Raw genomic sequence first — 26,121 nt, 5'->3', positions numbered from 1 at the left:
GTCCTTACCCGGCGGACCGCCCCGGATCACCTCGACCGAGCCGGTCTGGAATGCCGGCTCGAGGGGATGGAGGTCAGCGCGCTACGGCACCTGCCAGCCCATCCCGGGCCGGCCGGCGAAACCAGTAGTACGCGTTCAGCACGCCCAGACCGTACCCCACGCGCGGGACCGGCGTGGTACGACCGGCACATGCGGATCGCCCTGGCCCAGATCGTGTCCACCCCGGATCCCGAGGAGAACCTCGCGGAGGTGGAGCGCAACACCCGCGCCGCCGCCGACGCCGGCGCGCAGCTGGTGCTGTTCCCCGAGGCCACCATGTGTTGTTTCGGGGTCCGGCTCGGCCCGGTGGCGCAGCCGCTGGACGGACCGTGGGCGACCCGGGTCCGGGAGCTCGCCGCGGCGGCCGGGACCACCGTCGTCGCGGGGATGTTCACCCCGTCCGGGGACGGCCGGGTCCGCAACACGCTGCTGGCCACCGGCGGCGGTGTCGACACCCACTACGACAAGATCCACATGTTCGACGCGTTCGGCTTCGCCGAGTCCGACACCGTCGAGCCCGGGAACGATCCGGTCGTGGTCGGGGTGGGCGGGGACGATCCGGTCACGGTCGGCCTGTCCACCTGCTACGACGTGCGTTTCCCCGGGCTGTACCAGCGCCTCGCCGACGACGGCGCCACCGTGCTGCTGGTCCCCGCCTCCTGGGGCACGGGCCCGGGCAAGCGTGAGCAGTGGGAGCTGCTCGTGCGCGCCCGTGCGGTGGACACCGGCTCGTTCGTCGTGGCGTGCGACCAGGCCGATCCGACCACGGTCGGCCGCGAGCACGGCAAGGCCCCGACCGGGATCGGGTACAGCCTGGTCGCCGGCCCGCGCGGCGAGGTCGTCGACGCGCTCGGTGCCGAGCCCGGGCTGCTTGTGGTCGACGTGGACCCGGCGGAGGCCGCGACCGTCCGCGAGCAGATCCCGGTGTTGGCCAACCGGCGGTTCTGAGCCGCGCGCGGCCGCGTCCGGTGGCTCGGCGGTCGGGCGCCGCGTCGGGGCGCTGCGCCGGCGGGCATCGCGGTGGGGGAGCGGCGCGTGGCCCGGCCCGGCCGTGGGCGGTTCAGCCGCCGGCGGTGCTGAGACGGTCGGAGATCTGCGCGGCGAGGTCGACGTCCTTCGCGGTCAGTCCGCCCTCGGAGTGCGTCGACAGCCGGAAGGTCAGCGTGGCGTAGCGGATGTCGATGTCGGGGTGGTGGTCGGCGGCCTCGGCGTCCTCGGCGACCCGGTCCACCACCGCGATCGCGGACTCGAAGTCGGGCAGGGTGGCGGTGCGGACGATCGAGTCGCCGTCGCGGTCCCAACCGGGCAGCTTCTGCAGGGCGTCGGCGATCTCGGCGTCGGTCAGCGTCGGGGTGGGCATCGGCCCATCGTGGCGCAGACGGTGCACCCCGTCGCGATGGAGGGTGTCCGGATCGTCCCGGAGCGCTCAGCCGTCGCGGCGGGTCAGGGCGAACACCACGACCCCCGCCCCGGCGACGGCGAAGCCGGCCGCCCGCGCCGTGGTCGCCCACAGCGCCGACGGGTCGGCGGGCACCGCGAGGATCCCGGCCAGGACCTCGTGCCAGTGTCCGGACGGCAGGACCGGCGCGACCGGCTCCCACAGCACGGTCGCCAGCGGAGCGACGGTCAGCGCGGCCAGACCGGTCGCGACGACCCCGGCGGGCCGCCGGACCAGCGCCGACATCGCCAGCAGGAGCATCCCGAGCCCGCACAGCTGCGCCGCGGCCCAGCCGGTGAGCACCACCGCGCGGAGCAGGGTGTCGCCCACCCCGAACGGGCCCGCGCCCAGGGCGAGCCCGCCGCAGACCAGGGCGGACACGACCGTCGTCGTCGCGGCGAGCAGCGAGGTCACCGCGACCGCGGCGGCCTTGAGCCCGAGCAGTCGTCCCGGGCCGACGGGAGAGAGCCGCAAGGCGTCGAGGGTGCCGCGGGCCCGCTCCGCGGCGAACGCGTCGGCCGCCACGAGCACGACGGGCATCCCGAGCGCGAACGCCGCGGGCTCGGACAGCGCGACCGTCAGGGTCCCGAGCGCGAAGGACAGCCGGCCGTCGTCGGTGGCCAGCGCGATCGTCGCCAGCAGTGGGACGAGCGCCGCCGACGCGAGGACGACCGCGGTGCGCGGACGGAGCAGGGCGAGTTCCAGCTCCGAGCGGAGCAGCCGGCCGAAGGGGGCCGCGGTGGGGCGGCGCGCCGGGCGACCGGTCCTCGGCCCGGAGCGCGGGCGGGGGGAGCCGGCGGACCGCGGCCGTACCGGTGCCTGCGAGTAGGCCGCCCCGTGGGGGATGACCGCCCGGGCCCCGGTCGTCGCCGGGGAGCCGCCGGTCCGGTCGCGCGGCGCGGGAGCGACCGCCGGGTCGCCCGGGACGGCGCCGGGGGAGCCGTGGGGTGCGGCGGCCCAGTCGTCGCCGGGGCGGGGGTCCGGGGCGCCCCAGGTGTGCTCGGGACGCACGATCGCGCTCACCGCCCCGCCCCGTACCCGGCGCCCGTCGGGGCCGGTTCCTCGGTGAGCCGGGCGAAGAACTCCTCCAGCCGGGCCGCGGGCCGCGTCACCCCGTGCACGGCGACGCCCGCGTGCACCAGCGTCGCGACGACGTCCGGCGTGGCGGGCCCGGCCGGCACGAACACCCGGTCCCGGGTTCCCTGCTCGGCGTCGATGCCCCGGGCCAGCAGGGCCGTGACGGCGCGCTCGCCGTCCGGCGTCGTCACCACCAGCGCCGACGGGCCCGAGTCGACGAGCTCGTCGAGCGGGCCCGCGCACAGCAGCCGCCCGGCCCGGAGCACCGCGACGTGGCTGCAGGTCGCCTCGATCTCCCCGAGCAGGTGCGAGTTGACGATCACCGTCGCGCCCGCGGCGTTCATCTCCGCGATCAGCCGGCGCACCTCCCGGGTGCCGGCCGGGTCGAGCCCGTCGGTCGGCTCGTCGAGGACGACGAGGCGCCGCCGGGTCAGCAGCGGCACGGCCAGCCCGAGGCGGCGGCGCATCCCGGAGGAGTACTCGCCGGCGCGGCGGTCGGCCGCCTCGGCGAGCCCGACCCGGCGCAGCACGGCGTCGACGGCGGCCGGGATCCGCGCCGAGTCCAGCAGAGGCTCGGCGGCCGCGGCCCGCAGCAGGTTCTGCCGACCGGTGCGGTGCGGGTGCAGCGCGGGCGCGTCGACCAGGGCGCCGACGTGCGGCAACACCTCCGACGCGCGGTGCGGCAGCCGCCGTCCGAGCAGCTCGACCTCGCCGTCGCTGGGGGCGAGGAGCCCGAGCAGCATCCGCATCAGCGTCGTCTTGCCCGCGCCGTTGGGGCCGAGTAGCCCGAGGACCGCGCCCATCGGCACATCCAGGTCCACCCCGTCGACCGCGCGCACCGCGCCGAAACCGCGGGACAGGCCGATCGCGCGCACCGCCGGTGGGCGCGGCGCCGGGGGCGGCTCGGGAGGGTCGAGGGGAGCGGACGTCGGGTACACGGCACCCAGCGTGACCGTGCGGCGGCGCGAGCGGGCCGTTTTCGCCGAGTTCGGCCACTCCGGCCGGGTGCGGGGCCGGCGATCGGCCGCCCCGGGCGGCTGCGGGACCGGCTGCGAGGATCGACGGCGTGCCGGTGTTGAGCCTGGACCATCACGTGGACGGACCGCCCCGACTCGTCGCGGGGGTGCTGCGCGAGTCGGCCCCGTCGGCCCGCGCGGTGGCGCGGGTGGGAGCCCGGTTCACCGCGCCGTCGGCGTTGCTCGTGGCCGGGGACGAGGTCCGGGTCGCGCTGCCCGGCGGGTTCCTCGCCTGCCGGACACGGATCACCCGCGCCGGCGCCGGTGGGGTGTGGTCGGAGCTGGCGGCGGGGCCTGCGGCGGTGCTGCGGCACTCGACCCGGGTCGTGGCCGCCGCCGGGGGTGGCAGCCATGTCCGCGACGAGCTCACCTGGCAGCCGCTCCTCGGTGTGCTCGGCCGGATCTCCGACCCGGTGCTGCGCCGGTTCGGTGCGCGCCTGCTCCGGGCCCGCCGCGAGGTGCTCGCCGAGCGGGTCGCGGAGCTGGGCCGGGCCGGGGTGGTCGTCGGGGCGGCGATCGTCCGGGACGGCAGGCTGCTCGTCGCCCAGCGTTCCTACCCGGCCGAACTGGCCGGCCGCTGGGAGCTGCCCGGCGGCGGCGTCGAGGACGGCGAGAGCGGGCCCCGGGCCCTGGTCCGGGAGTGCGCCGAGGAGCTGGGTGCGCGGGTGGTGGTCGGGGAGCGGCTGGGCACCGACCTGCCGCTCGGGCGACGTGTGCTGCAGATCCACACCGCCCGGCTGGAACCCGGCTCCCCGGAGCCGGAGGCCCGCGAGCACCGGGCGCTGCGCTGGGTGGGGCGCCGCGAGGTGGCGGCCCTGGGCTGGCTCGACGCCGACCGGGCCGTCGTCGCCGAGCTGGTGGAGCTGCTGCGGACCTGACGCGCGGTCCCCGGTGCCGGAACGACGATCACCGACGGATCCGGTGGAACCGATCCGGGTCGGGCGTCGTCCAAGCCACATGAACCGGAACGCCGCCGCGCCCCTCCCGTCCGTCATCCCGACCGCTGCGCACGGGTCGGCCCGCCGCTCCCGGACCGCGCGGGGCACCGACCCGCTCGCCCGACTGTTCGCCGCGCAGGACGGCCTGGTCACCCGGGCCCAGGCGCTCGCCCACGGCCTGTCCACCGACCAGGTCGACCGCAGGCTGGCCGCCCGGCGCTGGATCCCCGTGCACCCCCGCGTCTACCGGCACGCCGCCCACCGGCCGAGCGAGCGGTCCCGGGTCCGGGCCGCCGTGCTCTGGGCGGGGGGGGGGGGGGGGGGAGGAGGACGCCGTGCTGACCGGGGCCGCCGCGGCCTGGTGGTGGGGGCTGCTGCCCGGCGCTCCCGCGGTCGTCACGGTGACCGTGCCGCGCCGGCGGGCGCCGCGCTCGCGTGCGGGGGTCCTCGTCCGGCGCCGCGACCTGGACCCGCTCGACGTCACCACCCACGACGGGGTGGTCGTCGCCCGGCCGGCGGCCGCGGTGCTGGACGGTGCGGCCGATCCGGCGGTGCCCGGGGACGCGCTGCTCGACCACGTCCTCTCCACGGGCTCGGTCGGCGTGGCCGAGCTGCTCGAGGCGCATGCGCGCAACCTCGGGGCGCACGGGTCGGGTGTGGTCGGCCGGATGCTGGCCGGGGCGTCGCGCCGGATCGCCGTCCGTGCCCGGCACGGGCTGCGGGCGTTGCTCGCCGCCCGGGGGGTGCGGGCCTGGCGCACCGACGTCACCGTGGCCGGGGTCCTGCTCGACCTCGCGTTCCCCGCAGCCCGGCTGGCCGTCGAGGTGCACGACCCGGTCGACGCCGGAACGGGCGCCGACGGCTGCGGCTCCGCGTGGCGCCGGGCCGTGCTGCGCCGGCACGGGTGGCGGACACTCGTCGTCGAACCGGCGGAACTCCGGTGCCCCGAGGACCTCCTGGCGCGCCTCCACGAGGCCGTCACCGGGCATCCGGCCGGCCCCGGCGGTTCCGCGGGGCGGGCCGCGGGGTGAACGACCGGCGAACCCCACCACACACGGGGGCGTCGGGCCGCTCGGACGACTGTGATTCCGGCCATGTCGGGTCCGGGTGCCGGACGCGTCGTCACGGCCCACGGGGTGATCACGAAGGCCGGTCCGGGGTCCGGGCACACGAAGGACCGGACCTGTCGGACCACGTCGACCGACCTTCCGCCGCATTACCTGAACGGCGGTGCACACGCAACCCGGACCGCGACGTCGTCGCAGGTCAGCGGGTCATACGTCCGTTCAGTAGATACGCGCGATCTTGATCGCGCGCGCGAGTGCCTTGCCGCTCAGATCGTCGGCACCCGCCTTGCGCAACCGCAGCGCGACGACCGGACAGCTCTTGCACCGCTTCGGCTTGGACCGGCAGCACTTCTTCTTGACCTTGCCCATGATGAGGTCAGGCTAACCTGCGCCCGGGGCGTGGTGAAGGACTTGCAGCGGATACCGTTGAGGTGTGACCATCCCTCGTTCCGCCTCGGCCCTCGATGCCCGTTCCTCGATCGAGAGCGACGCCGTCCCCGATCGGGCCGGCCGACCCGAGCTGCGCAACGTCGCGATCGTCGCGCACGTCGACCACGGCAAGACCACGCTCGTGGACGCGATGCTCCGCCAGTCCGGCGCCTTCGCCGAGCGCGCCGAGCTCGTCGACCGGGTCATGGACTCCAACGACCTGGAGCGCGAGAAGGGCATCACCATTCTCGCCAAGCACACGGCGGTGAACTGGCACGGCACGACGATCAACGTCGTCGACACCCCCGGCCACGCCGACTTCGGCGGTGAGGTCGAGCGCGGCCTGTCCATGGTCGACGGCGTGGTGCTGCTCGTCGACGCCTCCGAGGGGCCGCTGCCGCAGACCCGGTTCGTGCTCCGCAAGACCCTGACCGCCGGGCTGCCCGTCATGCTCGTGGTCAACAAGACCGACCGTGGCGACGCCCGGATCGCCGAGGTCGTCGACGAGTCCCTCGAGCTGCTGCTGGAGCTGGCCGACGAGCTGGAGCTCGACGAGTCGGTCACCTCGCACCTGCTCGACCTCCCGGTCGTCTACGCCTCCGGCCGCGCGGGCAAGGCCTCCCGGATCCGGCCCGCCGACGGCGAGCTCCCGGACTCCGACGACCTCCAGCCGCTCATCGAGACCCTGCTCGACGTCGTCCCGCCGCCCGCCGACGACGTCGACGCCCCGCTGCAGGCCCACGTCACCAACCTCGACGCGTCCAGCTTCCTGGGCCGCATCGCGCTCTGCCGCGTCCGCGCCGGTGTGCTGCGCCGAGGGCAGCAGGTCGCGTGGTGCCGCGAGGACGGCACCACGCCGCGCGTCAAGATCACCGAGCTGCTGCGCACCGAGGCGCTGACCCGCGTCCCCGCCGACGAGGCGCGCGCCGGTGACCTGGTCGCCGTTGCGGGCATCGCCGACGTCACCATCGGCGACACCCTCGCCGACCCGGAGAACCCGGTCGCCCTGCCGCGCATCCACGTCGACGAGCCCGCCATCTCGATGACGATCGGCACCAACACCTCGCCGCTGGCCGGCCGGGACCCGCACCCGGGCAAGAAGCTGACCGCCCGCCTGGTGAAGGGCCGGCTCGACGCCGAGCTGGTCGGCAACGTGTCCATCCGCGTCCTGCCGACCGAGCGCCCCGACGCCTGGGAGGTCCAGGGTCGTGGCGAGCTCGCGCTGGCGATCCTGGTCGAGACCATGCGTCGCGAGGGCTTCGAGCTGACCGTCGGCCGCCCGCAGGTGGTCACCAAGACCATCGACGGCAAGCTCCACGAGCCGTTCGAACAGCTGTCGGTCGACGTGCCCGAGGACAGCCTCGGCGCCGTCACCCAGCTGCTCGCCGCCCGCAAGGGCGAGATGGGCGACATGGTGCACGGCGACGGCCGGGTCCGGATGGAGTTCCGCGTCCCGTCCCGCGGCCTGATCGGCTTCCGCACCGAGTTCCTGACGATCACCCGCGGCGCGGGCATCGCCAGCCACGTCTTCGACGGCTACGGCCCCTGGGTCGGCGAGATCCGCACCCGGAACAAGGGGTCGCTGATCTCGGACCGTTCCGGGCCCGTCACCCCGTACGCGATCGACCAGCTCGCCGACCGCGGCACGCTGTTCGTCGGCCCGACCACCCTGGTCTACGGCGGCATGGTCGTCGGCGAGTACACCCGCAACGAGGACCTCGAGGTCAACATCACGCGGGAGAAGAAGCTGACCAACATCCGCTCGTCGACCTCCGACGTGCTGGTCAAGCTGATCCCGCCGACGATCCTGAGCCTCGAGCAGTCGCTGGAGTTCTGCGCGACGGACGAGTGCGTCGAGATCACCCCGGAGAACGTCCGGATCCGCAAGATCGAGCTGGACCCGAACCTGCGGGCCCGCGCCCGGTCCCGTGCGAAGGCCGCGGCCAACGCCACGAAGTGACCCGCACGGCTCGTGCGCTGCGGTGTTGCGTATCGGTGAGCAGAGCAAAGCCTCGCCGACACCCGGTACCGCTGCGTATCGGTGAGCAGAGCGCAGGCGCCCGCCGGACCCCGTCCGGCGGGCGCCTCCGCGGCGGTGGGGATACTGCGGACGTGAGAGCACGTCGACGCTTCCGGGCGCTCCCGGCGCTCCTGCTGGTCGCCCTGCTGGCGCTGACGGGCTGCGCGGCGGACCCGCAGCCGGCACCCCCGCCGGAGACGAACCGCCCGACCGAGCCGGTCACCGCACCCCCCCGGGTGGTGGTCGGTGTCGACGACCTGGGGCCCGGGTTCAACCCGCACCTGCGGTCGGACCAGTCGCCGGTCACCACGGCGATCGCGTCGATGACCCTGCCGTCGGTGTTCCGGCCCGACGACCGGGGTGTGCCGCAGCTCGACACGACCGTCGCCACGTCCGCGACGGTCACGTCGCAGAGCCCGTTCACCGTCAGCTACGAGCTCAACCGCGATGCCGGGTGGTCCACCGGCGCCCCGATCGCCGCCGAGGACTTCGTCTACCTCTGGCAGCAGATGCGCAGCCAGCCCAACACGATCGGCGCCGCGGGCTACCGCGAGATCACCGACGTGCGCTCGCGCGCCGCGGGCAAGGCCGTCGACGTGGTGTTCCGCGAGCCCTATCCGCACTGGCGGGAGCTGTTCGGCGATCTGCTCCCCGCGCACCTGCTCAAGGACGCGCCGGGTGGCTGGACGGCCCCGTTCGCGGGCGGCGTGCCCGCCTCGGGCGGTCCGTTCCGGCTGATGCAGGTCGACCGTCTCCGCGGCGAGGTCCTGCTCGCCCGCAACGACCCGTACTGGGCGACCGCCGCGGTCGTCGACGAGATCATCCTGCGTCGCACCCCGGCGAACACCCTGCCGACGGCGCTGGAGAGCCAGGGCGTCGACCTCGCCCTGCCCGACGCCCGGCCGGAGATCACCCAGGCTCTCGATGTCCTGGCCCGGGGTCCGAAGCCCCCGACGGTGCAGCGCGGGCCGCGACCGGCCGTCGAACAGCTGGAGTTCCGCACCGCCGACGGCCCGCTGGCCGATCCCCGGGTCCGCGAGGGCATCGCGGCGCTGCTGGACCGCGACGCGATCCGGGAGCGCGTCAACCCCGACGCCGTGGCCGTGAACGCCTTCGGCGCCGCCCCGTCGGACCCCGGCTACGTGGCGACCGCGCCGGCCGGTGCACCCGGCAGTCCCGACGCTGCAGCGGCTGCGGCCGCGTTCACCGAGGCGGGATACGTCCGTGGTCAGGACGGCCGGTGGACCCTCGGCGGGCGCCCGCTCAGCGTGGTCATCGGTGCCGGGGCCGAGCGGACCGAGGACGTGAACGTCGCCCGCGTCGTGGCCGAGCAGCTCAAGGCCGGCGGGATCGGCGCCACGATCGTCGCCCCGCCGGCACCGGACCTGCTGACCGACCCGAGCGTCGCTCCGACGACGCCGACCCCCACCAGCACGCCCGCCCCGGGCGCGGGCCCGGTCGGCGGTGGCGCCGCGCCGGTCACCACACCTCCGCCCGCGACGACCACCGTTCCGACGACGTCCGGTGCCCCGGGGTCCGGTGCTCCGGTCGCGGTCGACGTGCTCGTCGCACCCCGGGCCGCCTACGGCGCGATCGGGCCGCGACTGGACTCCGACTACGGCTGCCCCCCGGACGCGGTGTCCGGCGAGCTGCCGGGCGTGGCCTGCTTCCCCGCGCTGCAGCCGTTGCTCGACGAGCTGTTGGTCGCCGACAGCCCGGACCCGGCCGTCGTCGCCGAGGCCGAGCGGGTGCTGTGGCGTCAGCTGCCCGCGCTGCCGCTCTACCAGGCGCAGGGTCTGGTCATCAGCAACCCGCAGACCGACGCGGCCACCCGGGTCACCCCCGGCCCGATCGCGACCGGTCCGATGTCGAGTGCCCGGACCTGGGCCGAGCCGGAGGGCTCGGGCGAGCGCCCGACCGGCGAGGACGACCCGAACTGACACCGTCGGATGCGCCCGTTCGGGCGCACTCCGCTGCTGCATGGTGACGCCGAGTGGTACGTAAGTACCAACTATGTTTCGGCGTGCATCGAGGGCTGTGCGACGCAACGCTCCGTTGTTACTGTCCGGTTCGGCTGCGAGCCCGTCACGTCGTTCAAATGGTCACCGTTTCGCCACGATCGGCGTCGGACCTCGCTGCTGGAGGGCCGCGATTCCTAGCGTGCCTTCCTGACGGGCCCCGGCACACATCCGGTGGTCCGTCGCGTCCCGGACGGGTGCGACAACGGCGTGCACCCACGACATCTCGAGAGGCACGGCAGATGAGGGGAAGAAGGGCGGCCGCTTCGGCCATCGCCCTGACCGCGGTCGTGGGGCTGGTCCTCACGGGTTGCAGCCAGCAGAGCAACACGGGAGGCAGCGGCAACACCGCCGCCGGGTTCGAGGAGACCCCTGACCAGCCGGAGGTGCCCGGCAAGCCGGGCGGCACGTTCCGGCTGGCGATCACCGAGCCGACCGCGATCGACCCGTACAACACCCAGGAGTCCGAGGGCACCCTCGTGAACCGGGCGCTGTTCACGGGCCTGATCCGGGTCAAGCCGAACGGTGACGTCTACGACGGCGTGGCCTCGAAGTGGACGCCGAACCAGAACTGCACGCAGTGGGTGTTCGACCTCAAGCCGGACCAGAAGTTCTCCAACGGCGAGGCGCTGAACTCCACCTCGTTCAAGCGGGGCTGGGAGCGCACCGCGGCGAAGGCCTCGGCGTCGGAGGTCTCGTACCACCTGGACGAGGTGCAGGGGTACGACCAGATGCAGGCCGGGACCGCCAATGCGCTGTCCGGCGTGGACGCGACCAACCCGAACCAGCTCAAGGTGACGCTGTCCAAGCCCGACTGCGAGTTCGAGCTGCGGACCTACCACCCGGCGCTGAGCCCGGTCCCCTCGACCGCGGGCGCGGCGGACAACAAGACCTACAACGACCTGCCGATCGGCAACGGCCCGTTCAAGATGGACGGCCCCTGGCAGCACGACCGCGGCATCCGGCTGGTCCGCAACGACACCTACACCGCGGGGACCAAGGCGAACCTCGACGCCGTCGAGATCACCATCGTCCCGTCCGGTGAGGGCGGCGGCGTCACCGCCGAGTACAACGGTTTCCAGAACGGCCAGTTCGACTGGGCGCGCATGCCCACCCCCGTCCTGAACCAGGCCAAGTCGACCTACGAGCCCCAGGGCAAGTGGCTGAACAAGAAGACCAACGGCAACAACTACCTGCTGGTCTCGGTCACCACCAAGCCGCTGAACAGCGCGGATGCCCGCAAGGCCGTCTCGATGGCGATCGACCGCAACGCGATCGTGCAGGGCGTGCTGCAGAACTCGACCTCGCCGGCCGACGCGCTGATCCCGCCGAACTTCCCGGACGCCTACACCCCCGGTGTCTGCACCGCGTGCACCTACAACCCGGACGAGGCGAAGCGGCTCGTGCAGCAGGCCGGTCTCACCCCCGGCACCGAGGTGAAGCTGCAGTACAACACCGGCGCCGGTCACGAGGAGTGGACCGCGGCGGTCAAGCAGCAGCTCGAGCAGAACCTCGGGTTGAAGGTCACCTACACCGGTGTGCCGTTCCGTGACCTGCTCGACAACGAGCAGCAGCCCGAGGCTTCCGGCCTGTGGCGTGCGGCGTGGAGCGCCGACTACCCGACCCCGGGCAACTATCTGTTCCCGCTGCTCGCCACCCAGTCGATCGGTGCCGCCTCGCCGAGCGAGCCGGCCCAGGGCGACAACCGTGGCCGCTACTCCAACCCGGAGTTCGACAAGCTGCTCGCGCAGGCCGCGCAGACCCAGGACGAGGCCGCCCGCAACGACCTCTACAAGCGGGCCGAGAAGATCGCCATCGGCGACGACCTCGCGCTGATCCCGCTCTGGTTCCGCCAGCAGTCCCGCCTGGTCAACACCGAGAAGTTCGGCAACGTGAACATGGACTTCTCCGAGGACCCGACGTTCGACACGATCACCCTCAAGTGACGTCCCGCTGACGCGGCCCGCGTCCCGGCGACCCCGGGACGCGGGCCGTCGTGCGGCGTTCCCACCACACGAAAGTCCGTGCATCCATGGGCCGATTCATCCTTCGGCGGCTGCTCCAGGGGATCCTGGTCGTCGTCGTCACCGCTTTCCTGATCTTCATCGCGACGTTCTCGCTCGGGGACCCCTTCGCCTCCACCGGGGAGAAGGTCGTCCCGCCGGAGGTCGCCGCGATCAACCGCGCCAAGTTTGGTCTCGACCAGCCGCTGCCGGTCCAGTTCGTGAACTACCTCGGCAACATGGTCACCGGCGACTTCGGCCTCGACTTCGACCAGCGGCGTCCGGTCTCCCAGCTCCTCGCCGAGACCGTCCCCAACACGATCCTGCTCGCCGTCGTCGCGCTGCTGTTCCTCGTCCTGTTCGGGGTGACGGCCGGTGTGATCGCCGCGGTGCGCCGCTACTCGTTCTGGGACGTGTTCGTCACCGTCGTCTCCACCATCGGCATCGGTGTCCCGGTGTTCGTCGTCGCGATCTTCCTGGTCGCGAACGTCTCCGGAGTCGGGCCGTTCCCGCCGGTACCGCGCAGCTTCCTCGAGGAGGTGCCCTGGTACTGGGACGTGATCCTGTCCGCGTTCACCCTCGCGATCATCGAGTCGGCGTTCGTCGCCCGGCTGATGCGGGGGTCGATGTTGGAGGTTCTGCAGGCCGACTACATCCGCACCGCGCGCGCCAAGGGCCTGTCCGAGCGGACGGTCATCGGCAAACACGCCATGCGGACGTCGCTGCTGCCCGTCGTCACCTTCGTCGGGCTCACCCTGGGCACCTACATCGGTGGCGCGATCGTCACCGAGACGGTGTTCCAGTACAACGGCGCCGGGTTCCTGCTGGCCCGCGCGATCACGAACAACAACGCGCCGGTCATCATGGCGGTGGTCGTCTACAGCGTGGTGGCCTACGTGCTGCTCTCCATGCTCGTCGACATCCTCTACGCCTACCTCGACCCGCGCATCCGCCTGAGCTGACTGAGTGAGGCGATCCCTCGCATGAACCCACCACCCACCCCCGGCGCGCCGGCCACCGATCCGGCCGCCGCGCTCGGACTGCCCGGCGGCGACCCCGCCGAGGCCGTCACGCCGGTCCCCGACGGCCGCCGCCGTGGACGGTCCAATGGCCAGTTCGCCGAGATCTGGCGGCGCTACCGCCGCAACAAGCTCGCCATGGCCGGGCTTGTCATCGTCGCGTTCGAGATCGTCATGGCGATCATCTCGCCGTTCTCGACGCCCTACGACCCGTTCGAGCAGAACCTGCTCAACACGCTGCAGCCGCCGTCGTCGGCGCACTTCTTCGGCACCGACGTCCTCGGCCGAGACCTGTACTCCGGGATCATCTACGGCGTCCGGCTGGCGATGATCGTCGGTCTGTCCGTGGTCTTCTTCTCCCTCGTCCTCGGGCTGACGCTCGGTGCGCTCGCCGGGTTCAAGGGCGGCGCGTGGGACGCGGTCATTGCCCGGATCATCGACATCTTCCTTGCGTTCCCACCACTGGTGGGTGCCCTGGTGATCGTCCGCGCGGTCGGCGGTGGGACGCTCCCGGTCGTCATCGCACTCGTCGCGCTGGGCTGGATGACGACCGCCCGGCTGATGCGTGGCCAGGTGCTGGCCCTGCGGGAGGCCGAGTACGTCGAGGCGGCCCGCTCGATCGGGGCGGGCACCCGGCGGATCCTGACCCGGCACATCCTGCCCAACGCCGTGGCACCGGTGCTCGTGTACTCGTTCACCTCGATCGGCGTGGTCGTGGTCGCGATGGCGACCCTGTCCTACCTCGGTGTCGGTGTCCCGCCGGACGTCCCGGAGTGGGGCCGGTTGATCTCGCAGGCCTCCCAGTACCTGTCGGTGCCGGGCAAGAGCTTCCTGTGGATCTTCCCGTCCGCCGCCATCGCGATCACCACGCTGGGCTTCGCGTTCGTGGCCGACGGCCTGCGCGACGCCCTCGACCCCAAGCTGCGCGGGAGGAACTGACCCGTGACCGAGAACCGAAGCGAGCACATGCTCGAGGTGCGCGATCTGCGGGTGCACTTCTCCACCGACGCCGGCGTGGTCAAGGCCGTCGACGGCGTCAGCTGGCACGTCGACCGGGGCGAGACCCTGGCGATCGTCGGTGAGTCCGGCTCCGGGAAGTCGGTGTCGGCGATGAGCCTGATGGGCCTCGTCCCGACCCCGCCCGCGACGTTCCCCAGCGGCGAGGTGCTGCTGGAGGGTCGCTCGCTGCTGACGATGTCGGAGTCCGAGCAGCGCAAGCTGCGCGGCAAGGACATCGCGATGATCTTCCAGGATCCGCTGACCGCGCTGAACCCGGTCTACAAGGTGGGCGACCAGATCGCCGAGATGATCCGGGCCCACGACCGGCAGGCGGGCAAGGTGACCGCCCGCCGTCGCGCCGTCGACCTGCTCGGCGAGGTCGGCATCCCGAACCCGGCCGCGCGGGCGTCGCAGTACCCGCACGAGTTCTCCGGCGGGATGCGCCAGCGCGCGATGATCGCGATGGCGCTCGCGAACGACCCGAAGGTCCTGCTGGCCGACGAGCCGACAACCGCGCTCGACGTCACCGTGCAGGCCCAGATCATGAACCTGCTCGAGAAGCTCCAGGAGCAGCGTGAGACGGCGATCGTCCTGATCACCCACGACCTGGGCCTGGTTGCGGCGCACGCCGACCGGATCATGGTCATGTACGCGGGCAAGGTCGTCGAGACCGGGACCAACGACGAGATCTTCGCCGAGCCGCGGCACGCCTACACCTACGGGCTGCTGTCGTCGCTGGCGCGGATGGACCAGGCCCGGCCGGAGAAGCTGGAGCCGATCCCCGGGCAGCCGCCGAACCTCGCGCACGTCCCGTCGGGCTGCGCGTTCCACCCGCGCTGCCGGTTCGCCACGTCGTCGTGCGCGGAGAAGACCCCGGAGCTGGTCCAGATCTCCGACCGGCCCGGCCACCTCCACGCCTGCCTGCACCCCGACGAGGTGGGCCAGGCCGCCGCCACGCCGCGGGAGCCGGCCGTCCCGGGATCCGAGGCGCGCGTCGCGGAGACGTCGGACGGCGAGCCGATGCTGCGCACCGCGGGGCTGACCAAGTCCTTCCCGATCCGCTCCGGGGTGCTGTTCCAGCGCACGGTCGGCGTGGTGCAGGCCGTCGACGGCATCGACCTGGAGATCCCCGAGGGGCAGACGCTGTCGCTGGTCGGCGAGTCCGGCTGTGGCAAGTCCACCGCGGCCCGGGCGATCCTGCGGCTGCACGAGCCCACCGCGGGCAGCGTGCACGTCAACGGCCGCGACGTAACCGCGCTCGGACAGGGGGAGCTGCGCGCGGCCCGGGAGGACATGCAGATCGTCTTCCAGGACCCGTACGCGTCCCTGAACCCACGCATGACCGTCCGGTCGATCCTGTCGGAGAAGTACGAGCTCCTCGGCGGTGAGCTCACCGACTCCACGATCCCGGAGCTGCTCGAGACCGTGGGGCTCTCGGCCGAGTACGCCGAGCGCTACCCGCACGAGTTCTCCGGTGGGCAGCGCCAGCGTGTCGGCATCGCCCGGGCGATCGCGCTGAACCCGAAGTTCGTGGTGCTCGACGAGCCGGTCTCGGCCCTGGACGTGTCCATCCAGGCCCAGGTGCTCAACCTGCTCGAGCAGCTGCAGCGCGACTTCGGGCTGACCTACCTGTTCATCGCCCACGACCTGTCGGTGGTACGCCACATCTCCGACCGCGTCGCGGTGATGTACCTGGGCAACGTCGTCGAGGTCGCCGACCGCGACGACCTGTTCGACCGGCCGCAGCACCCCTACACCCAGGCGCTGATCTCGGCGGTGCCCGTCCCGGACCCGCAGGTCGAGCGGGTGCGGGAGCGGATCGTGCTGACCGGGGACGTGCCCAACCCGGCCGACCCGCCGTCGGGCTGCCGGTTCCGCACCCGGTGCTGGAAGCACCTGGAGCTGTCCGACACCGACAAGGCGCGCTGCATCGACGAGAAGCCGGTCCTGGAGATCGCGTCCGGGCCGGGGCACCGGGTGGCCTGCCACTTCGCCGAGGAACGCGCGCTGCTGCGGACCTGACCGAGCGGTCCCGCCGGACCAGGGCCCCACGGCCACGACACGCCACCCGGTGCGAAACTGGGTGGCGTGTCGCTGGTTCTGGGGATCGAGACGTCGTGCGACGAGACCGGTGCCGGTCTCGTCCGGGACGGGGTGCTGCTCGGCGAGGGGCTGGCGTCGTCGGCGGACGAGCACGCCCGGTTCGGTGGTGTCGTCCCGGAGGTCGCGGCCCGTGCCCACGTGAGCGCGGTGACCCCGATGGTGCGCGCGGCCGTCGAGGCGGCCGGGGTGTCGCTGTCCGACGTCGACGCCGTCGCCGTCACCGCGGGGCCGGGGCTGTCGCCGGCGCTGCACGTCGGTGTCGCGGCGGCGAAGGCGTACGCGGCGGCCCTGGACGTGCCGCTCTACGGAGTGCACCACCTCGCCGGGCACGCCGCCGTCGACGTCCTGGAGCACGGGTCGCTGCCCGACCGCTGCGTCTGCCTGATCGTCTCCGGCGGGCACACCTCGCTGCTGGCGCTGGGCGACCTGGCCCGCGATCCCGTCGAGCACCTCGGCGACACCGTCGACGACGCCGCGGGGGAGGCCTTCGACAAGGTCGCCCGGCTGCTCGGCCTGCCCTACCCGGGCGGCCCGTCGGTGTCGCGGGCCGCCCTCGACGGGGACCCGGCCGCGATCGCGTTCCCGCGCCCGATGACCGGCCCGCGCGACGCCGCGTTCGGCTTCTCCTTCTCCGGGCTCAAGACCGCCGTGGCCCGGCACGTCGAGGCCGCCCAGGACGCGGGCCGCGCGGTCCCCGTTCCCGACGTCGCCGCATCGTTCCAGATGGCCGTCGTGGACGTCCTGGTCCGCAAGGCGCTGCGGGCGTGTGCCGAACGCGGCGCGGACACCCTGCTCATGGTCGGCGGGGTCGCGGCGAACCGGGTGCTGCGCACCGAGATGGAGCGTGCTTGCGCCGTCGCCGGGATCACCCTGCGGGTACCCGCGCCCCGGCTGTGCACCGACAACGGCGCGATGATCGCGGCCCTGGGCGACCTGCTGGTCCGCGACGGCGTCGCACCCGCAGGGCTGGCCGGAACCGCCGTCCCGACCGTCCCGCTGACCGGCGCGACGATCACGTTCCCCCCGGCGACGGGCGAGGCGGCGGAGTACCCGCTGCCCGTGGTGCCCCACGCCGCGGCGGGGCCGATCATCGACCCGTAGGCTCCCCGGGTGCCTGCTCGTCGCCTCCTGCTCGTCCACGCCCACCCGGACGACGAGACCCTGACCACCGGCGGGACCATCGCCCGCTACACCGCCGACCCCGACTGCGAGGTCACGGTGGTGACCTGCACCCTCGGTGAGGAGGGCGAGGTGATCGGACCGGAGCTGGCCGAGCTCGCCCCGGACCGCGGTGACCAGCTCGGCGGTTACCGCATCCGCGAGCTCGACGCGGCGCTGGCCGCCCTCGGCGGGCCCCGGCACCGCTGGCTCGGGGGCCCCGGGCGCTGGCGCGACTCCGGCATGGTGCTCGCCGGGCACGGCACCCGCGCGGCGCTGCCGCCGCAGCTGCACCCGCGGGCGTTCGCCGCCCCGGAGCCGTTCGGCACCCAGCTCGCGCAGCTGCTGGAGATCATCGACGAGGTCCGCCCGCAGGTGCTGGTCTCCTACGCCTCCGACGGCAGCTACGGCCACCCCGACCACGTCCGCGCGCACGAGCTGGTCGCCGCCGCCGCCGGGGCGCGCCCGGACGTCGTCGCCAAGCTGTACTTCGCGGTCCGGTCGAGCGCGCTGCTCGACGCCGGGCTCGCCGAGCTGCACTCCGCCCTCGGCGGGGACCCGGACCGCACCGGGCTGCGCTGGCCGGAGCCCGACGAGCACCCCGGCCACGACGTCGGCGCCGTCACGACCCGGGTCGACGTCGACGCCCACGACGACGCACGCGTCGCCGCGATGCGGGCACACGCCACCCAGATCGACGTCCGCACCGGCGACGGCTGGGTCGCGTTCGCGATGAGCAACGGCATCGTGCAGCCGCTGCTGGGGGTCGAGGAGTACGTGCTCGCCGGTGCGCCGCCCGGCACGACGGAGTCGGACCTGTTCGAGGGGGTCGACGGATGAGCGACGTGACGAGGCTCCCGCTCGCGCTGGTGCTGCTGGTGATCTCGGTGCTGTTGGTGGCCTTCGAGCTGATGTTCCAGATGCTCTACATCGGGCCGGTCCCGGTCCCGGTGCCGCTGGGCACGCTGATCGTGGTCGTCTCGCTGCCGTGGCTGATCCACACCACGGCCACCGAGATCCTCCCGAGCCCGGCGGGTGCCGCCGCCCCGCTGGTCGTGTGGTTCGCGGCGGTGCTCGTGCTCGGCTTCTTCGGACCGGGCGGGGACCTCCTGCTCCCGGTGAACTGGGAGTCGCTGCTGCTGCTCGTCGCCGGGGCCGTGACCGGTGTCGTGTCGTTCCGCAGGGCGCTCGACCGGCTGGCGGACGGCCGCGACCGTAGGGTCAGCTGATGACGATCTCCGACGACGACCTGGTGCGGGTCCTGCGCCCGTTCGTGCGGGCGACCCGGCCGGTGCTCGACGGGCTGCGCGAGTCCGACCCGTTCGGCCTGCGTGCCCGGGTGACGCCCGGCTCGGACCGCGCGGCGGACACGAGCGACGAGGAACGCTCGTTGGCCGACAAGATCCTCGACGCGCTGGCCTCGGTGAAAGTTCCCGGCACCTCGGCCTGGGCGGCGATGGACGTCCCCGCCCGCAGCGACTGGTGGGTCTACCGGGTCGGCCGGTTCACGACGCTGATCGCCGCGATCCCGGGCCTGGGCGGGGCGCTGGCGCGCACCCTGCCGGTGTCCGACGCCGTCGGCGCGGCGGGGGAGGGGCTGCTGCTCGTCGCGATCGCGGGCGAGCACGGCGTGCGCTCGGAGGACCGGCTCGTCGAGTTGCTGGCGTCGGTGCTGTTCCAGCGCGAACTCGACCTCGCCGCCCGGGAGCTCACCGCGGCCGAGGACGCCGCGGCCGACGCCCGCGCCGAGGAGCTCACCGGTGACCTCGCCGGCGACGGCGGCAAGCGGGCCACGCTCAAGCGCGTGGGCAGCGCCGTCTGGCGCCTCGGACGGGCCCTGTGGGGTGTGGAGGACGAGCTCGACAAGCGCCCGCACGGCCGCTTCTACCACCAGTGGCTCGGGCTGCTGCCGGTCGTCGGCGTCGTCGGGAAGTACCTGGGGGAGTGGTCGGGGCTCAAGCGTGCCGCCAAGCAGGCCCGCGCCTGGCTGCTCGACCGCGGGTTCGCCTGACCTGTTGATCCTCCGGTCAGGCAGGCTCCGGGGGAACCAGGTAGTGGTAGCGGTGGTGGTCGGTCCAGCCGGTGCCGCGGTAGAGGGCGAGCGCGGCGGTGTTGTCGTCGGCGACGTCGAGCATCCCGTGCCGCGCACCGTGCGCCGCGCCCCAGGCCAGAGCCTGTCCGGTGAGCCGGGACGCGAGCCCGCCCCGCCGCGCGGCCGGGACGACCCACAGCCGTGACACGTAGACGTGCTCGTCGACGACGGCGGCGCGCACCGACGCGACCGGCGTCCCGTCGGCGTCGGCGAGCGTGCCGAACCCGACCTCGACGGGGTCCGTGCTCGTCGCTCTGCTCTGCTCACCGGGACGCAGCACCCCGGCAGACGCCCCGGTCAGCACCGCCCACGCGGGCGCGCCGGGCGCGGGTTCCGGCTCGCCCTGCGCGGCCCACCAGTCGGGTCCGGGCGTCGCGGGCCATCGCGGTGCCGGGGCGTCGGACGCGGCGCGGGTGACGAGCACGCTGCAGGTCCCGGGGCCCTCGTCCCGCATCCAGCCCCCCTCGATCACCCGGTTCGACCAGGGCGCGTCCACCGGTGCCTGCACCACCGGGACGATGCCGTGCCGCCCGGCGAACTCCCGCACCCGTTCCAGGGCGCGTTCCACCGGCATCCCCGGGTCCCCGAGCGCGAGCGCGGAGTTCGCCCGCCGGGTCCAGCCGCCCGCCGCGCGCAGCAGCCAGCCGCCCAGCTCCTCGACGACCGGTGCCGGCCAGGCCGTCGCCCGCACGCGTTCCAGCCGGTCCACCGCCGCACGCGACGCCCGCCGGGCCGGGGCGGGCGGCACCTCCCGGACGGCGACGACGGCGTCGCGCCGCACGTGGACCGGCCCCGACCGGGTGTGGACGACGACGGCGTCGGGCCCGTCGGGCTCCAGCTCACCGACCGCGTCGGTCAGTCCGGGGCCCGGCGCGTCCTCCGGCGCGATGCGGTGGCGCAGGGCCACTCGCCGTCCTGCCAGCTCGTCGAGCATGAAGCCGACCACCTCACTCCTGCCCCGCCGGGGGCCGCGGGTTAACCTGCGAGCGTCCCAGTTTGACCGGGCACCCCACCACCACATGATCGCCGGGTGCCCGCTGCTCCGAGTGGAGGACCACCGAAGTGACCTACGTGATCGCCGAACCCTGCGTCGACCTGCTCGACAAGGCGTGTATCGAGGAATGCCCGGTGGACTGCATCTACGAGGGTGGACGGATGCTCTACATCCACCCCGACGAGTGCGTCGACTGCGGTGCGTGCGAGCCGGTCTGCCCGGTCGAGGCCATCTACTACGAGGACGACGTCCCCGACCAGTGGGCCGCCTACACCAAGGCCAATGTGGACTTCTTCGAGGAGCTGGGCTCGCCCGGCGGGGCGTCGAAGCTCGGCAAGGTCGACCGTGACGTGGAGCCGGCCAAGAGCCTGCCCCCGCAGGAACACGACGAGTGAGCAGGCTCGACCTCCCCGACTTCCCGTGGGACTCGCTGACCGGCGCGCGCGAGCGCGCGGCGGCGCACCCCGACGGCATCGTCGACCTGTCGGTCGGCACCCCGGTGGACCCGGTCCCCGGGGTGCTGCGGGAGGCGTTGGCCGGACCGGCCGCCGCAGAGCCCGGCTACCCGACGACGCACGGCCCGGCGTCGCTGCGTGAGGCGGTCGTCGCCTCGTTGCAGCGGCGCTTCGGCGTGCCCGGGGTCGACCCGGCCGCGGTGGTTCCCACGATCGGCTCGAAGGAGCTGGTCGCCTGGTTGCCGACGCTGCTGGGACTCGGCGCGGGCGACACGGTCGTCATCCCGGAGCTCGCGTACCCGACCTACGAGGTCGGGGCCCGGTTGGCGGGGGCCGAGCACGTCCGTTCCGACGGCCTCACCGCCGCCGGTCCGGCACGGGTCCGGCTCGTCTGGCTGAACTCGCCGTCGAACCCGACCGGCCGGGTCCTGCCGGTCGAGCACCTGCGCAAGGTCGTGACCTGGGCCCGGGAGCGGGGCGCGGTCGTCGCCTCCGACGAGTGCTACCTCGGTCTGCCCGGCGACGCCGAGCCGGCGCCGCGCTCGGTGCTGCACCCCGACGTCTGCGACGGCGACACCACCGGCCTGCTGGCGGTCCACTCGCTGTCGAAGGTGTCGAACCTGGCCGGGTACCGCGCCGGGTTCGTCGCCGGGGACCCGGCGCTGGTGTCGGGGCTGCTGGAGGTCCGCAAGCACGCGGGCATGATCGTGCCGCGTCCGGTGCAGGCCGCGCTGGAGGCGGCCGTCTCCGACGACGCGCACGTCGCCGAGCAGGCTGCCCGCTACGACGCCCGTCGCACCCGTCTGCGTGCCGGGCTGGAGAAGGCCGGGCTCACGATCGAGCACTCGCAGGCCGGGCTCTACCTGTGGGCGAGCGCGGACGAGCCGTGCCGCGACACCGTGGACCGGCTCGCCGGTCTGGGGATCCTCGTCGCTCCCGGCGAGTTCTACGGGCCGGCGGGCTCCCGGCACGTCCGGGTGGGGCTGACCGCGCCGGACGAGCGCATCGACGCCGCCGTGGATCGGCTCGGGACCGCCTGAACCCCCGACTGTCGTTGCGATAGGCAAGGACCCGGGAGAGGATCGGCGGATCAGTCACGACGCCGGTGGAGCGATCCGGCAGGCGAAGGAGCCGTCGAATGCAGGCACCGCGTCCCGGCAACCCCGGTGGCGCCGACCCGTCCGCGTCGTCCGGTCCCGGCACGCCCTCCGGGCCGGCCGCGCACCGCGACCCGGGTCCGGGGTCGGGGCGACCGGCCGGGAGGCACTCGGCCGTGCGACCGGCACTGGTCCTGTTCGGGGTGCTCGCCCTCGCGGTGAACCTGCGGGCCGGGCTCGCCGGCTACCCGCCGCTGCTGGAGACCGCCCGCGCCGACCTCGGGATCGGGGCGGGCGCGGCGGGTCTGGTCCAGGCCGGTGCGGTGCTGATGATGTCGGCGGGCTCGTTCGGCGCGGCCGCCGTCGCCACCCGGGTCGGCCGTGAACGGCTGCTGGGTGTCGCCGTGGCGACGATCGGGGTCGGCAGCCTGCTGCGGTCGGTGGCGGCACTGCCGGCCCTGGTCGGCGGCTCGGTGCTGGTCGGGCTCGGCATCGGGGTGTCCGGGGTGCTGCTCACCGGGGTCGTGAAGGAGCACCTGGCCGAGCGGGCCGGCGCGGTGACCGGCGCCTACGTCGTCTCGATGATGATCGGCGCAACGGTCGCCTCCGCCGTCGCGGTGCCCCTGGGCGTCGCGCTGGGCGGATGGTCCTTCTCGCTCGCGGTGTGGGCGGTGCCCGCGGTGCTCGCCGTCGCGGTGTGGGCACCGGTGGCGAGCCGGATCGGTCGTGCCCGTCCGGACACCTCGGACGCGCGGGGAACGTCCGACGACGGCCCGTCGGTCGCCGAGGAGGTCCGGGTCCGCCACGACCCGTTCGCCCGGCGCATCGCCTGCTACCTGGCGGGCTCGTCGACGATCTTCTACGGCTGGCTGACCTGGCTGTCCCCGTTCTACGAGTCCCAGGGCTGGTCACCGCAGGCAGCAGGGCTCCTCCTCGCGGTGTGGAGCATCGCGCAGATCCCGGCGGCCCTGCTGTTCCCGGCCGCGGCCGAGCGACGACGCCGGTGGCGGTTCTGGGCGGCCCTGACCGTCCTCAGCTCCGCCGCGGGGACGCTCGGGGTGCTGCTCGCCCCCGCGCCGGGCTCACCGCTGCCGTGGCTGTGGGCGGTCCTGATCGGCGTCGGGGTCGGCGCGGGGTTCCCGCTGGGGCTGACGGTGATCGCCTGGCGGACGCCGACCCCGGCCCGCAGCGCCGCCGTCAGCGGGTTCGGCCTCGGGATCGGCTACTTCTGCGCCGGGATCGGGCCGCTGGTGATGGGGGTGGTCATCGACGCCGCCGGGTTCCCGCCCGCGATCGGGCTGCTCCTGATCGGTGCCGTGCTGCAGGGCGTCGCGGTGGTCCGGATCGGGGACCGCCCGCGCTGAGCGGTCGGCTCAGAGGGCCTCGGCCTGCTCGGCCAGGTGCTCCCATGCGGCCCACCACTGCTCGCGCAGCGCCTCGGCGCGGGTCCGTTCGCGCTCGACCAGCCGGCCGCCGACGAAGACCTCGTGGGCGTCGGGTCCGGGGCCCAGCTCGTCGAGCAGGGCGCGGATGCGGTGCTCGGCGACGCAGGCGTCCTGGTGGTCTCCCAGGACCTCCTGCAGCCCGGCGGCGGCCTTGAGCATCCGCCGGACCTGGCGGGCGTCCTCGGTGCGGGACCCGTCCTCGTCGCGCATCGCCGGCTCGACGAGCTCACCGGTGTAGCGCAACCGCTTGGTGCGGATCCGCAGGTCGTGCAAGGTCATGTCCGGCGGGTTCGGCCCGGCGCGACGCACCGCCTTCACGAGCTTGCGGGTCTCGGCCCGGACCAGCTCGATCAGCTCGGGGCGGGCGACCTCCGCCGGCGGCTCCGGCAGCGGCGCCGAGACGGCCTCGACCAGCGAGCGACGCAGTGCGGCGTACCGGTCGGAGTCGAGCTCGTCCAGCATCTCGGCGCGGGCACCGACCCGCTCGGCCTCCAGTACCGCGACCAGCCGCTCACCGGCGGCCAGCTCGGCCGGGGGCAGCGTGGACACCTCGCCGCGCAGGCGGTCGATCATCACGTCGAGGTCGCGCACCGGGCCGAGCGCCCGGCCGAGCCGGCCGAGCTCGGCCCGCAGCAGGTCCGCCCAGGTCTGATCGAGCAGGGGGCGGGCGGCCTTGAGCGCCGCCCGCATCCGCCGCACCGAGACCCGCATCTGGTGCAGGTCCTCGATGTCGGACCCGTCGCGCACACCGGGCTCGTGCCGCAGCATCGCGCGCAGCCGCTTGTCCAGCAGCGCACGGACGTGCGCCACCGCCGGGTCCTGCGGCCCCGCGGTCAGCGGCTCACCGAGGTCCGCGGCGCCGTAGAGGTCGTTCCCCGGAGGCTGCGCAGCCCCGTCCGTACCCACCATGTCCCTGCCGTCCTGCTTCTGTGGGTGTTCCGCCGTGAACCGCTGCCGGGCCGTCAGTTGGCGTGCAGCGCGGCGTTGAGGGCGATGCCGTCGCCGGTGCGGGCCAGCACCTCGACCGCGCCGGACACCGAGTTGCGACGCAGCAGCAGCCCGTTGCGGCCGGACAGCTCGCGTGCCGCGGTGGTGCTGCCGTCGGGCAGCGTGACCTTGGTGCCCGCGGTGAGGTAGAGGCCGGCCTCGACCACGCAGTCGTCGCCGAGGGAGATGCCCAGGCCGGCGTTCGCGCCGAGCAGGCAGCGGCGGCCGATCGAGATGACCTCCTTGCCGCCCCCGGACAGCGTCCCCATGATCGAGGCACCGCCGCCGACGTCCGAGCCGTCCCCGACGACGACCCCGGCCGAGATCCGGCCCTCGACCATCGACGCGCCGAGGGTGCCGGCGTTGAAGTTGACGAAGCCCTCGTGCATGACGGTCGTGCCCTCGGCCAGGTGCGCGCCGAGCCGGACGCGGTCGGCGTCACCGATCCGCACGCCGGCGGGGATCACGTAGTCGACCATCCGCGGGAACTTGTCGACGTGGGTGACGGTCACCGGTCCGCGGCCGCGCAACTTCGCCCGGGTGAGCTCGAACCCGGGGACCGGGCACGGGCCGTGGTTGGTCCAGACGACGTTGGCGAGCAGCCCGAACTGGCCCTCGAGGTTCACCTGGTGGGGCTGGACGAGGCGGTGGCTGAGCAGGTGCAGCCGCAGGTAGACGTCGGCGGCGTCGGCCGGTGCGTCGGCGAGCGAGCCGATCTCGGTGCGCACGACCTCGGTGCGGACCCCACGCAGCTTGTCCGTCCCGACGAGGGGCTGCAGCTCGGCACCGTCGTCGGACGCGTCCCCGCCCAGCACCGGAGCCGGGTACCAGACGTCGAGGACGGTGCCGTCGGTCGTGACCGTGGCCAGGCCGGTTCCGGAAGCGCCTTCGCGGCGGTACTCGGTGCTCACGGGCCCCGAACCTACCGTCCCGCCGTCGCCCACGGCACGCCGCGGTGGGTGCGCCGGGACACGTCGGCATGCTCGGCGGCCCGCACCGCGAGCAGCACCGCGGCGGCCTGCAGGTAGCGGAGCACCGCGGCCGGCGCGAACGGCGGCGGTGGTGGGTCCGGGAGCCGCCCGCACGCCCGGCACCGGGCCTGCAGCACCATCCAGTGCTCGACCGTCGGCGGTGGCGGCGCGGTGCGGAACTGCGCGACCCGCACCTCCCACACACTGCGCCGACGCATCGCGTCGCGCAGCGCCCGATCCCGGTGGAACGTCTCCGGCGGGCGCGCGCAGCCGTACCGGTCGCCCCACCACTCACCGGGCAGCGGATCGAGGATCACGTCCAGATGCGACGGGAACCGGCGGCCCGCCCCGTCACGCAGGTCACCCGGCGGGTCCTCCATCGGCGGCACTCGCCGGTTCTCCGCGTCCACGACGACCATCCGCAGCCCCGCGACCGCCAGGATCGCCGCCAGCGTGTCCAGCGCCGGCGCGAGCGACCGGCTCTCGATCCGAGCGATGGTCGACGGCGCCAGCCCCGTCCGCTCCGCGAGCTCCCGCTGTGACAGGTCCGCGCTGCGCCGCACCCGCCGGACGAGCCCGGACAGATCGGGCACGACGACGTCGACCGGCGCCGGCGGCGGCTCCTCGGGCAACCGGTCGCCCTCGATGATGTCCATGCCTCGACCCTGCGCCCACGAGCCCGGGATGCACCGGTGACCTGCGAACCTGTGGACAACTCGCCCGCTTGTGGACAACCGCCCGTCAGCGGTTCCGGCC

24 protein-coding genes are annotated in these 26,121 nt (G+C 74.1%); 16 read left to right on the top strand and 8 right to left on the bottom strand.

All coding sequences use genetic code 11. The features are described 5' to 3' along the window. Window positions 1–189: 189 nt before the first annotated feature. Window positions 190–987 carry a carbon-nitrogen hydrolase family protein gene (locus tag KPL59_RS31435; protein WP_020622673.1) on the top strand — a complete coding sequence of 266 codons (798 nt, stop codon included), beginning with the start codon at window positions 190–192 and terminating at the stop codon, window positions 985–987. Window positions 988–1,099: 112 nt separating this feature from the next. Here KPL59_RS31435 and KPL59_RS31430 read toward each other — a convergent pair whose 3' ends face one another. From KPL59_RS31430 to KPL59_RS31420, 3 genes are all read right to left on the bottom strand, one after another. After that, window positions 1,100–1,399 carry a 4a-hydroxytetrahydrobiopterin dehydratase gene (locus KPL59_RS31430; protein ID WP_060713209.1) on the bottom strand — a complete coding sequence of 100 codons (300 nt, stop codon included), beginning with the start codon at window positions 1,397–1,399 and terminating at the stop codon, window positions 1,100–1,102. 66 nt (window positions 1,400–1,465) lie between these two features. After that, window positions 1,466–2,500 (bottom strand): ABC transporter permease, encoded by a 1,035-nt coding sequence (locus KPL59_RS37310; protein WP_226362988.1) that lies wholly within the window; start codon window positions 2,498–2,500, stop codon window positions 1,466–1,468. Continuing rightward, entirely contained in the window at window positions 2,497–3,492 is a 996-nt protein-coding gene (locus tag KPL59_RS31420) for an ABC transporter ATP-binding protein (RefSeq protein ID WP_226362987.1), read from the bottom strand. The genes KPL59_RS37310 and KPL59_RS31420 overlap by 4 nt, the downstream gene beginning before the upstream one ends. A 155-nt stretch (window positions 3,493–3,647) precedes the next feature. Here KPL59_RS31420 and KPL59_RS37305 point away from each other — a divergent pair, with 155 nt between their 5' ends. Together KPL59_RS37305 and KPL59_RS31410 are read left to right on the top strand one after the other, a co-directional pair. Further along, window positions 3,648–4,448, top strand: coding sequence for an NUDIX domain-containing protein (locus KPL59_RS37305; protein WP_308187988.1), 801 nt, complete (start codon window positions 3,648–3,650; stop codon window positions 4,446–4,448). Window positions 4,449–4,843: 395 nt separating this feature from the next. Beyond that, window positions 4,844–5,539, top strand: coding sequence for a hypothetical protein (locus KPL59_RS31410; protein ID WP_226362986.1), 696 nt, complete (start codon window positions 4,844–4,846; stop codon window positions 5,537–5,539). 255 nt (window positions 5,540–5,794) lie between these two features. On the opposite strand, the gene KPL59_RS31405 is transcribed toward KPL59_RS31410, so the two are convergent. Further along, entirely contained in the window at window positions 5,795–5,944 is a 150-nt protein-coding gene (locus KPL59_RS31405; RefSeq protein ID WP_226353457.1) for a hypothetical protein, read from the bottom strand. 109 nt (window positions 5,945–6,053) lie between these two features. On the opposite strand from KPL59_RS31405, the gene typA reads away from it, so the two are divergent. From typA to KPL59_RS31355, 10 genes are all read left to right on the top strand, one after another. After that, window positions 6,054–7,964 (top strand): translational GTPase TypA, encoded by a 1,911-nt coding sequence (gene typA / locus KPL59_RS31400; protein ID WP_075312348.1) that lies wholly within the window; start codon window positions 6,054–6,056, stop codon window positions 7,962–7,964. 152 nt (window positions 7,965–8,116) lie between these two features. Then, entirely contained in the window at window positions 8,117–9,964 is a 1,848-nt protein-coding gene (locus KPL59_RS31395; RefSeq protein ID WP_226362985.1) for an ABC transporter family substrate-binding protein, read from the top strand. A gap of 320 nt (window positions 9,965–10,284) precedes the next feature. Then, window positions 10,285–11,988 carry an ABC transporter substrate-binding protein gene (locus KPL59_RS31390; RefSeq protein WP_226362984.1) on the top strand — a complete coding sequence of 568 codons (1,704 nt, stop codon included), beginning with the start codon at window positions 10,285–10,287 and terminating at the stop codon, window positions 11,986–11,988. A gap of 86 nt (window positions 11,989–12,074) precedes the next feature. Further along, window positions 12,075–13,007, top strand: a complete 933-nt coding sequence (locus KPL59_RS31385) for an ABC transporter permease (protein WP_226362983.1) — start codon at window positions 12,075–12,077, stop codon at window positions 13,005–13,007. 21 nt (window positions 13,008–13,028) lie between these two features. Further along, window positions 13,029–14,003 carry an ABC transporter permease gene (locus KPL59_RS31380; protein ID WP_083695573.1) on the top strand — a complete coding sequence of 325 codons (975 nt, stop codon included), beginning with the start codon at window positions 13,029–13,031 and terminating at the stop codon, window positions 14,001–14,003. A 3-nt stretch (window positions 14,004–14,006) separates the two neighbouring features. Then, window positions 14,007–16,085 (top strand): ABC transporter ATP-binding protein, encoded by a 2,079-nt coding sequence (locus KPL59_RS31375; protein ID WP_226362982.1) that lies wholly within the window; start codon window positions 14,007–14,009, stop codon window positions 16,083–16,085. 66 nt (window positions 16,086–16,151) lie between these two features. Continuing rightward, a complete protein-coding gene (gene tsaD, locus KPL59_RS31370; RefSeq protein ID WP_226362981.1) occupies window positions 16,152–17,267 on the top strand; it encodes a tRNA (adenosine(37)-N6)-threonylcarbamoyltransferase complex transferase subunit TsaD in 1,116 nt (371 codons plus the stop codon). A gap of 9 nt (window positions 17,268–17,276) precedes the next feature. Then, on the top strand, window positions 17,277–18,164 hold the full coding sequence (gene mshB, locus KPL59_RS31365; protein ID WP_226362980.1) for an N-acetyl-1-D-myo-inositol-2-amino-2-deoxy-alpha-D-glucopyranoside deacetylase: 888 nt from the start codon (window positions 17,277–17,279) through the stop codon (window positions 18,162–18,164). Beyond that, window positions 18,161–18,553 (top strand): hypothetical protein, encoded by a 393-nt coding sequence (locus KPL59_RS31360; RefSeq protein WP_226362979.1) that lies wholly within the window; start codon window positions 18,161–18,163, stop codon window positions 18,551–18,553. The genes mshB and KPL59_RS31360 overlap by 4 nt, the downstream gene beginning before the upstream one ends. Further along, on the top strand, window positions 18,553–19,335 hold the full coding sequence (locus tag KPL59_RS31355; RefSeq protein WP_226362978.1) for a hypothetical protein: 783 nt from the start codon (window positions 18,553–18,555) through the stop codon (window positions 19,333–19,335). The genes KPL59_RS31360 and KPL59_RS31355 overlap by 1 nt, the downstream gene beginning before the upstream one ends. A 16-nt stretch (window positions 19,336–19,351) precedes the next feature. On the opposite strand, the gene KPL59_RS31350 is transcribed toward KPL59_RS31355, so the two are convergent. Then, complete coding sequence (locus KPL59_RS31350) at window positions 19,352–20,350, bottom strand: N-acetyltransferase (RefSeq protein ID WP_226362977.1); 999 nt, start codon at window positions 20,348–20,350, stop codon at window positions 19,352–19,354. Window positions 20,351–20,478: 128 nt separating this feature from the next. On the opposite strand from KPL59_RS31350, the gene fdxA reads away from it, so the two are divergent. The 3 genes from fdxA to KPL59_RS31335 all read left to right on the top strand — a co-directional run bounded on the left by fdxA (window position 20,479) and on the right by KPL59_RS31335 (window position 23,326). Next, window positions 20,479–20,805: a ferredoxin gene (gene fdxA / locus KPL59_RS31345; RefSeq protein ID WP_075308199.1), complete on the top strand. Its 327-nt coding sequence runs from the start codon at window positions 20,479–20,481 to the stop codon at window positions 20,803–20,805. Then, window positions 20,802–21,905 (top strand): succinyldiaminopimelate transaminase, encoded by a 1,104-nt coding sequence (gene dapC, locus KPL59_RS31340; protein WP_226362976.1) that lies wholly within the window; start codon window positions 20,802–20,804, stop codon window positions 21,903–21,905. Before fdxA ends, dapC begins: the two co-directional genes overlap by 4 nt. A 98-nt stretch (window positions 21,906–22,003) precedes the next feature. Next, on the top strand, window positions 22,004–23,326 hold the full coding sequence (locus tag KPL59_RS31335; RefSeq protein ID WP_226353557.1) for a CynX/NimT family MFS transporter: 1,323 nt from the start codon (window positions 22,004–22,006) through the stop codon (window positions 23,324–23,326). A 9-nt stretch (window positions 23,327–23,335) separates the two neighbouring features. Here KPL59_RS31335 and KPL59_RS31330 read toward each other — a convergent pair whose 3' ends face one another. From KPL59_RS31330 to KPL59_RS31320, 3 genes are read right to left on the bottom strand one after another with little or no spacing between them, the layout of a single operon-like run. Further along, a complete protein-coding gene (locus KPL59_RS31330; protein ID WP_226353556.1) occupies window positions 23,336–24,316 on the bottom strand; it encodes a CHAD domain-containing protein in 981 nt (326 codons plus the stop codon). Window positions 24,317–24,369: 53 nt separating this feature from the next. After that, window positions 24,370–25,305 (bottom strand): 2,3,4,5-tetrahydropyridine-2,6-dicarboxylate N-succinyltransferase, encoded by a 936-nt coding sequence (gene dapD / locus KPL59_RS31325; protein WP_226353555.1) that lies wholly within the window; start codon window positions 25,303–25,305, stop codon window positions 24,370–24,372. An 11-nt stretch (window positions 25,306–25,316) separates the two neighbouring features. Then, entirely contained in the window at window positions 25,317–26,021 is a 705-nt protein-coding gene (locus KPL59_RS31320; protein ID WP_226353554.1) for a helix-turn-helix transcriptional regulator, read from the bottom strand. Between the last annotated feature and the right edge of the window lie 100 nt (window positions 26,022–26,121).

This window comes from Pseudonocardia sp. ICBG1142 (genome assembly GCF_020496255.1).
Classification (GTDB): Bacteria; Actinomycetota; Actinomycetes; order Mycobacteriales; family Pseudonocardiaceae; genus Pseudonocardia.
Note: the sequence above shows the minus strand (reverse complement) of the source record. Positions and strands in the feature narration are given on the sequence as shown.

Excerpts from the sequence above, each read along its gene's own strand:
- KPL59_RS31405 (WP_226353457.1), bottom strand. The coding sequence starts at position 5,944 with ATGGGCAAGGTCAAGAAGAAGTGCTGCCGGTCCAAGCCGAAGCGGTGC.
- KPL59_RS31360 (WP_226362979.1), top strand. The coding sequence starts at position 18,161 with ATGAGCGACGTGACGAGGCTCCCGCTCGCGCTGGTGCTGCTGGTGATC.
- KPL59_RS31330 (WP_226353556.1), bottom strand. The coding sequence starts at position 24,316 with ATGGTGGGTACGGACGGGGCTGCGCAGCCTCCGGGGAACGACCTCTAC.
- KPL59_RS31430 (WP_060713209.1), bottom strand. The coding sequence starts at position 1,399 with ATGCCCACCCCGACGCTGACCGACGCCGAGATCGCCGACGCCCTGCAG.
- KPL59_RS31385 (WP_226362983.1), top strand. The coding sequence starts at position 12,075 with ATGGGCCGATTCATCCTTCGGCGGCTGCTCCAGGGGATCCTGGTCGTC.
- KPL59_RS31355 (WP_226362978.1), top strand. The coding sequence starts at position 18,553 with ATGACGATCTCCGACGACGACCTGGTGCGGGTCCTGCGCCCGTTCGTG.
- KPL59_RS31435 (WP_020622673.1), top strand. The coding sequence starts at position 190 with ATGCGGATCGCCCTGGCCCAGATCGTGTCCACCCCGGATCCCGAGGAG.
- KPL59_RS31390 (WP_226362984.1), top strand. The coding sequence starts at position 10,285 with ATGAGGGGAAGAAGGGCGGCCGCTTCGGCCATCGCCCTGACCGCGGTC.
- KPL59_RS31320 (WP_226353554.1), bottom strand. The coding sequence starts at position 26,021 with ATGGACATCATCGAGGGCGACCGGTTGCCCGAGGAGCCGCCGCCGGCG.
- KPL59_RS31335 (WP_226353557.1), top strand. The coding sequence starts at position 22,004 with ATGCAGGCACCGCGTCCCGGCAACCCCGGTGGCGCCGACCCGTCCGCG.
- KPL59_RS31380 (WP_083695573.1), top strand. The coding sequence starts at position 13,029 with ATGAACCCACCACCCACCCCCGGCGCGCCGGCCACCGATCCGGCCGCC.
- KPL59_RS31350 (WP_226362977.1), bottom strand. The coding sequence starts at position 20,350 with ATGCTCGACGAGCTGGCAGGACGGCGAGTGGCCCTGCGCCACCGCATC.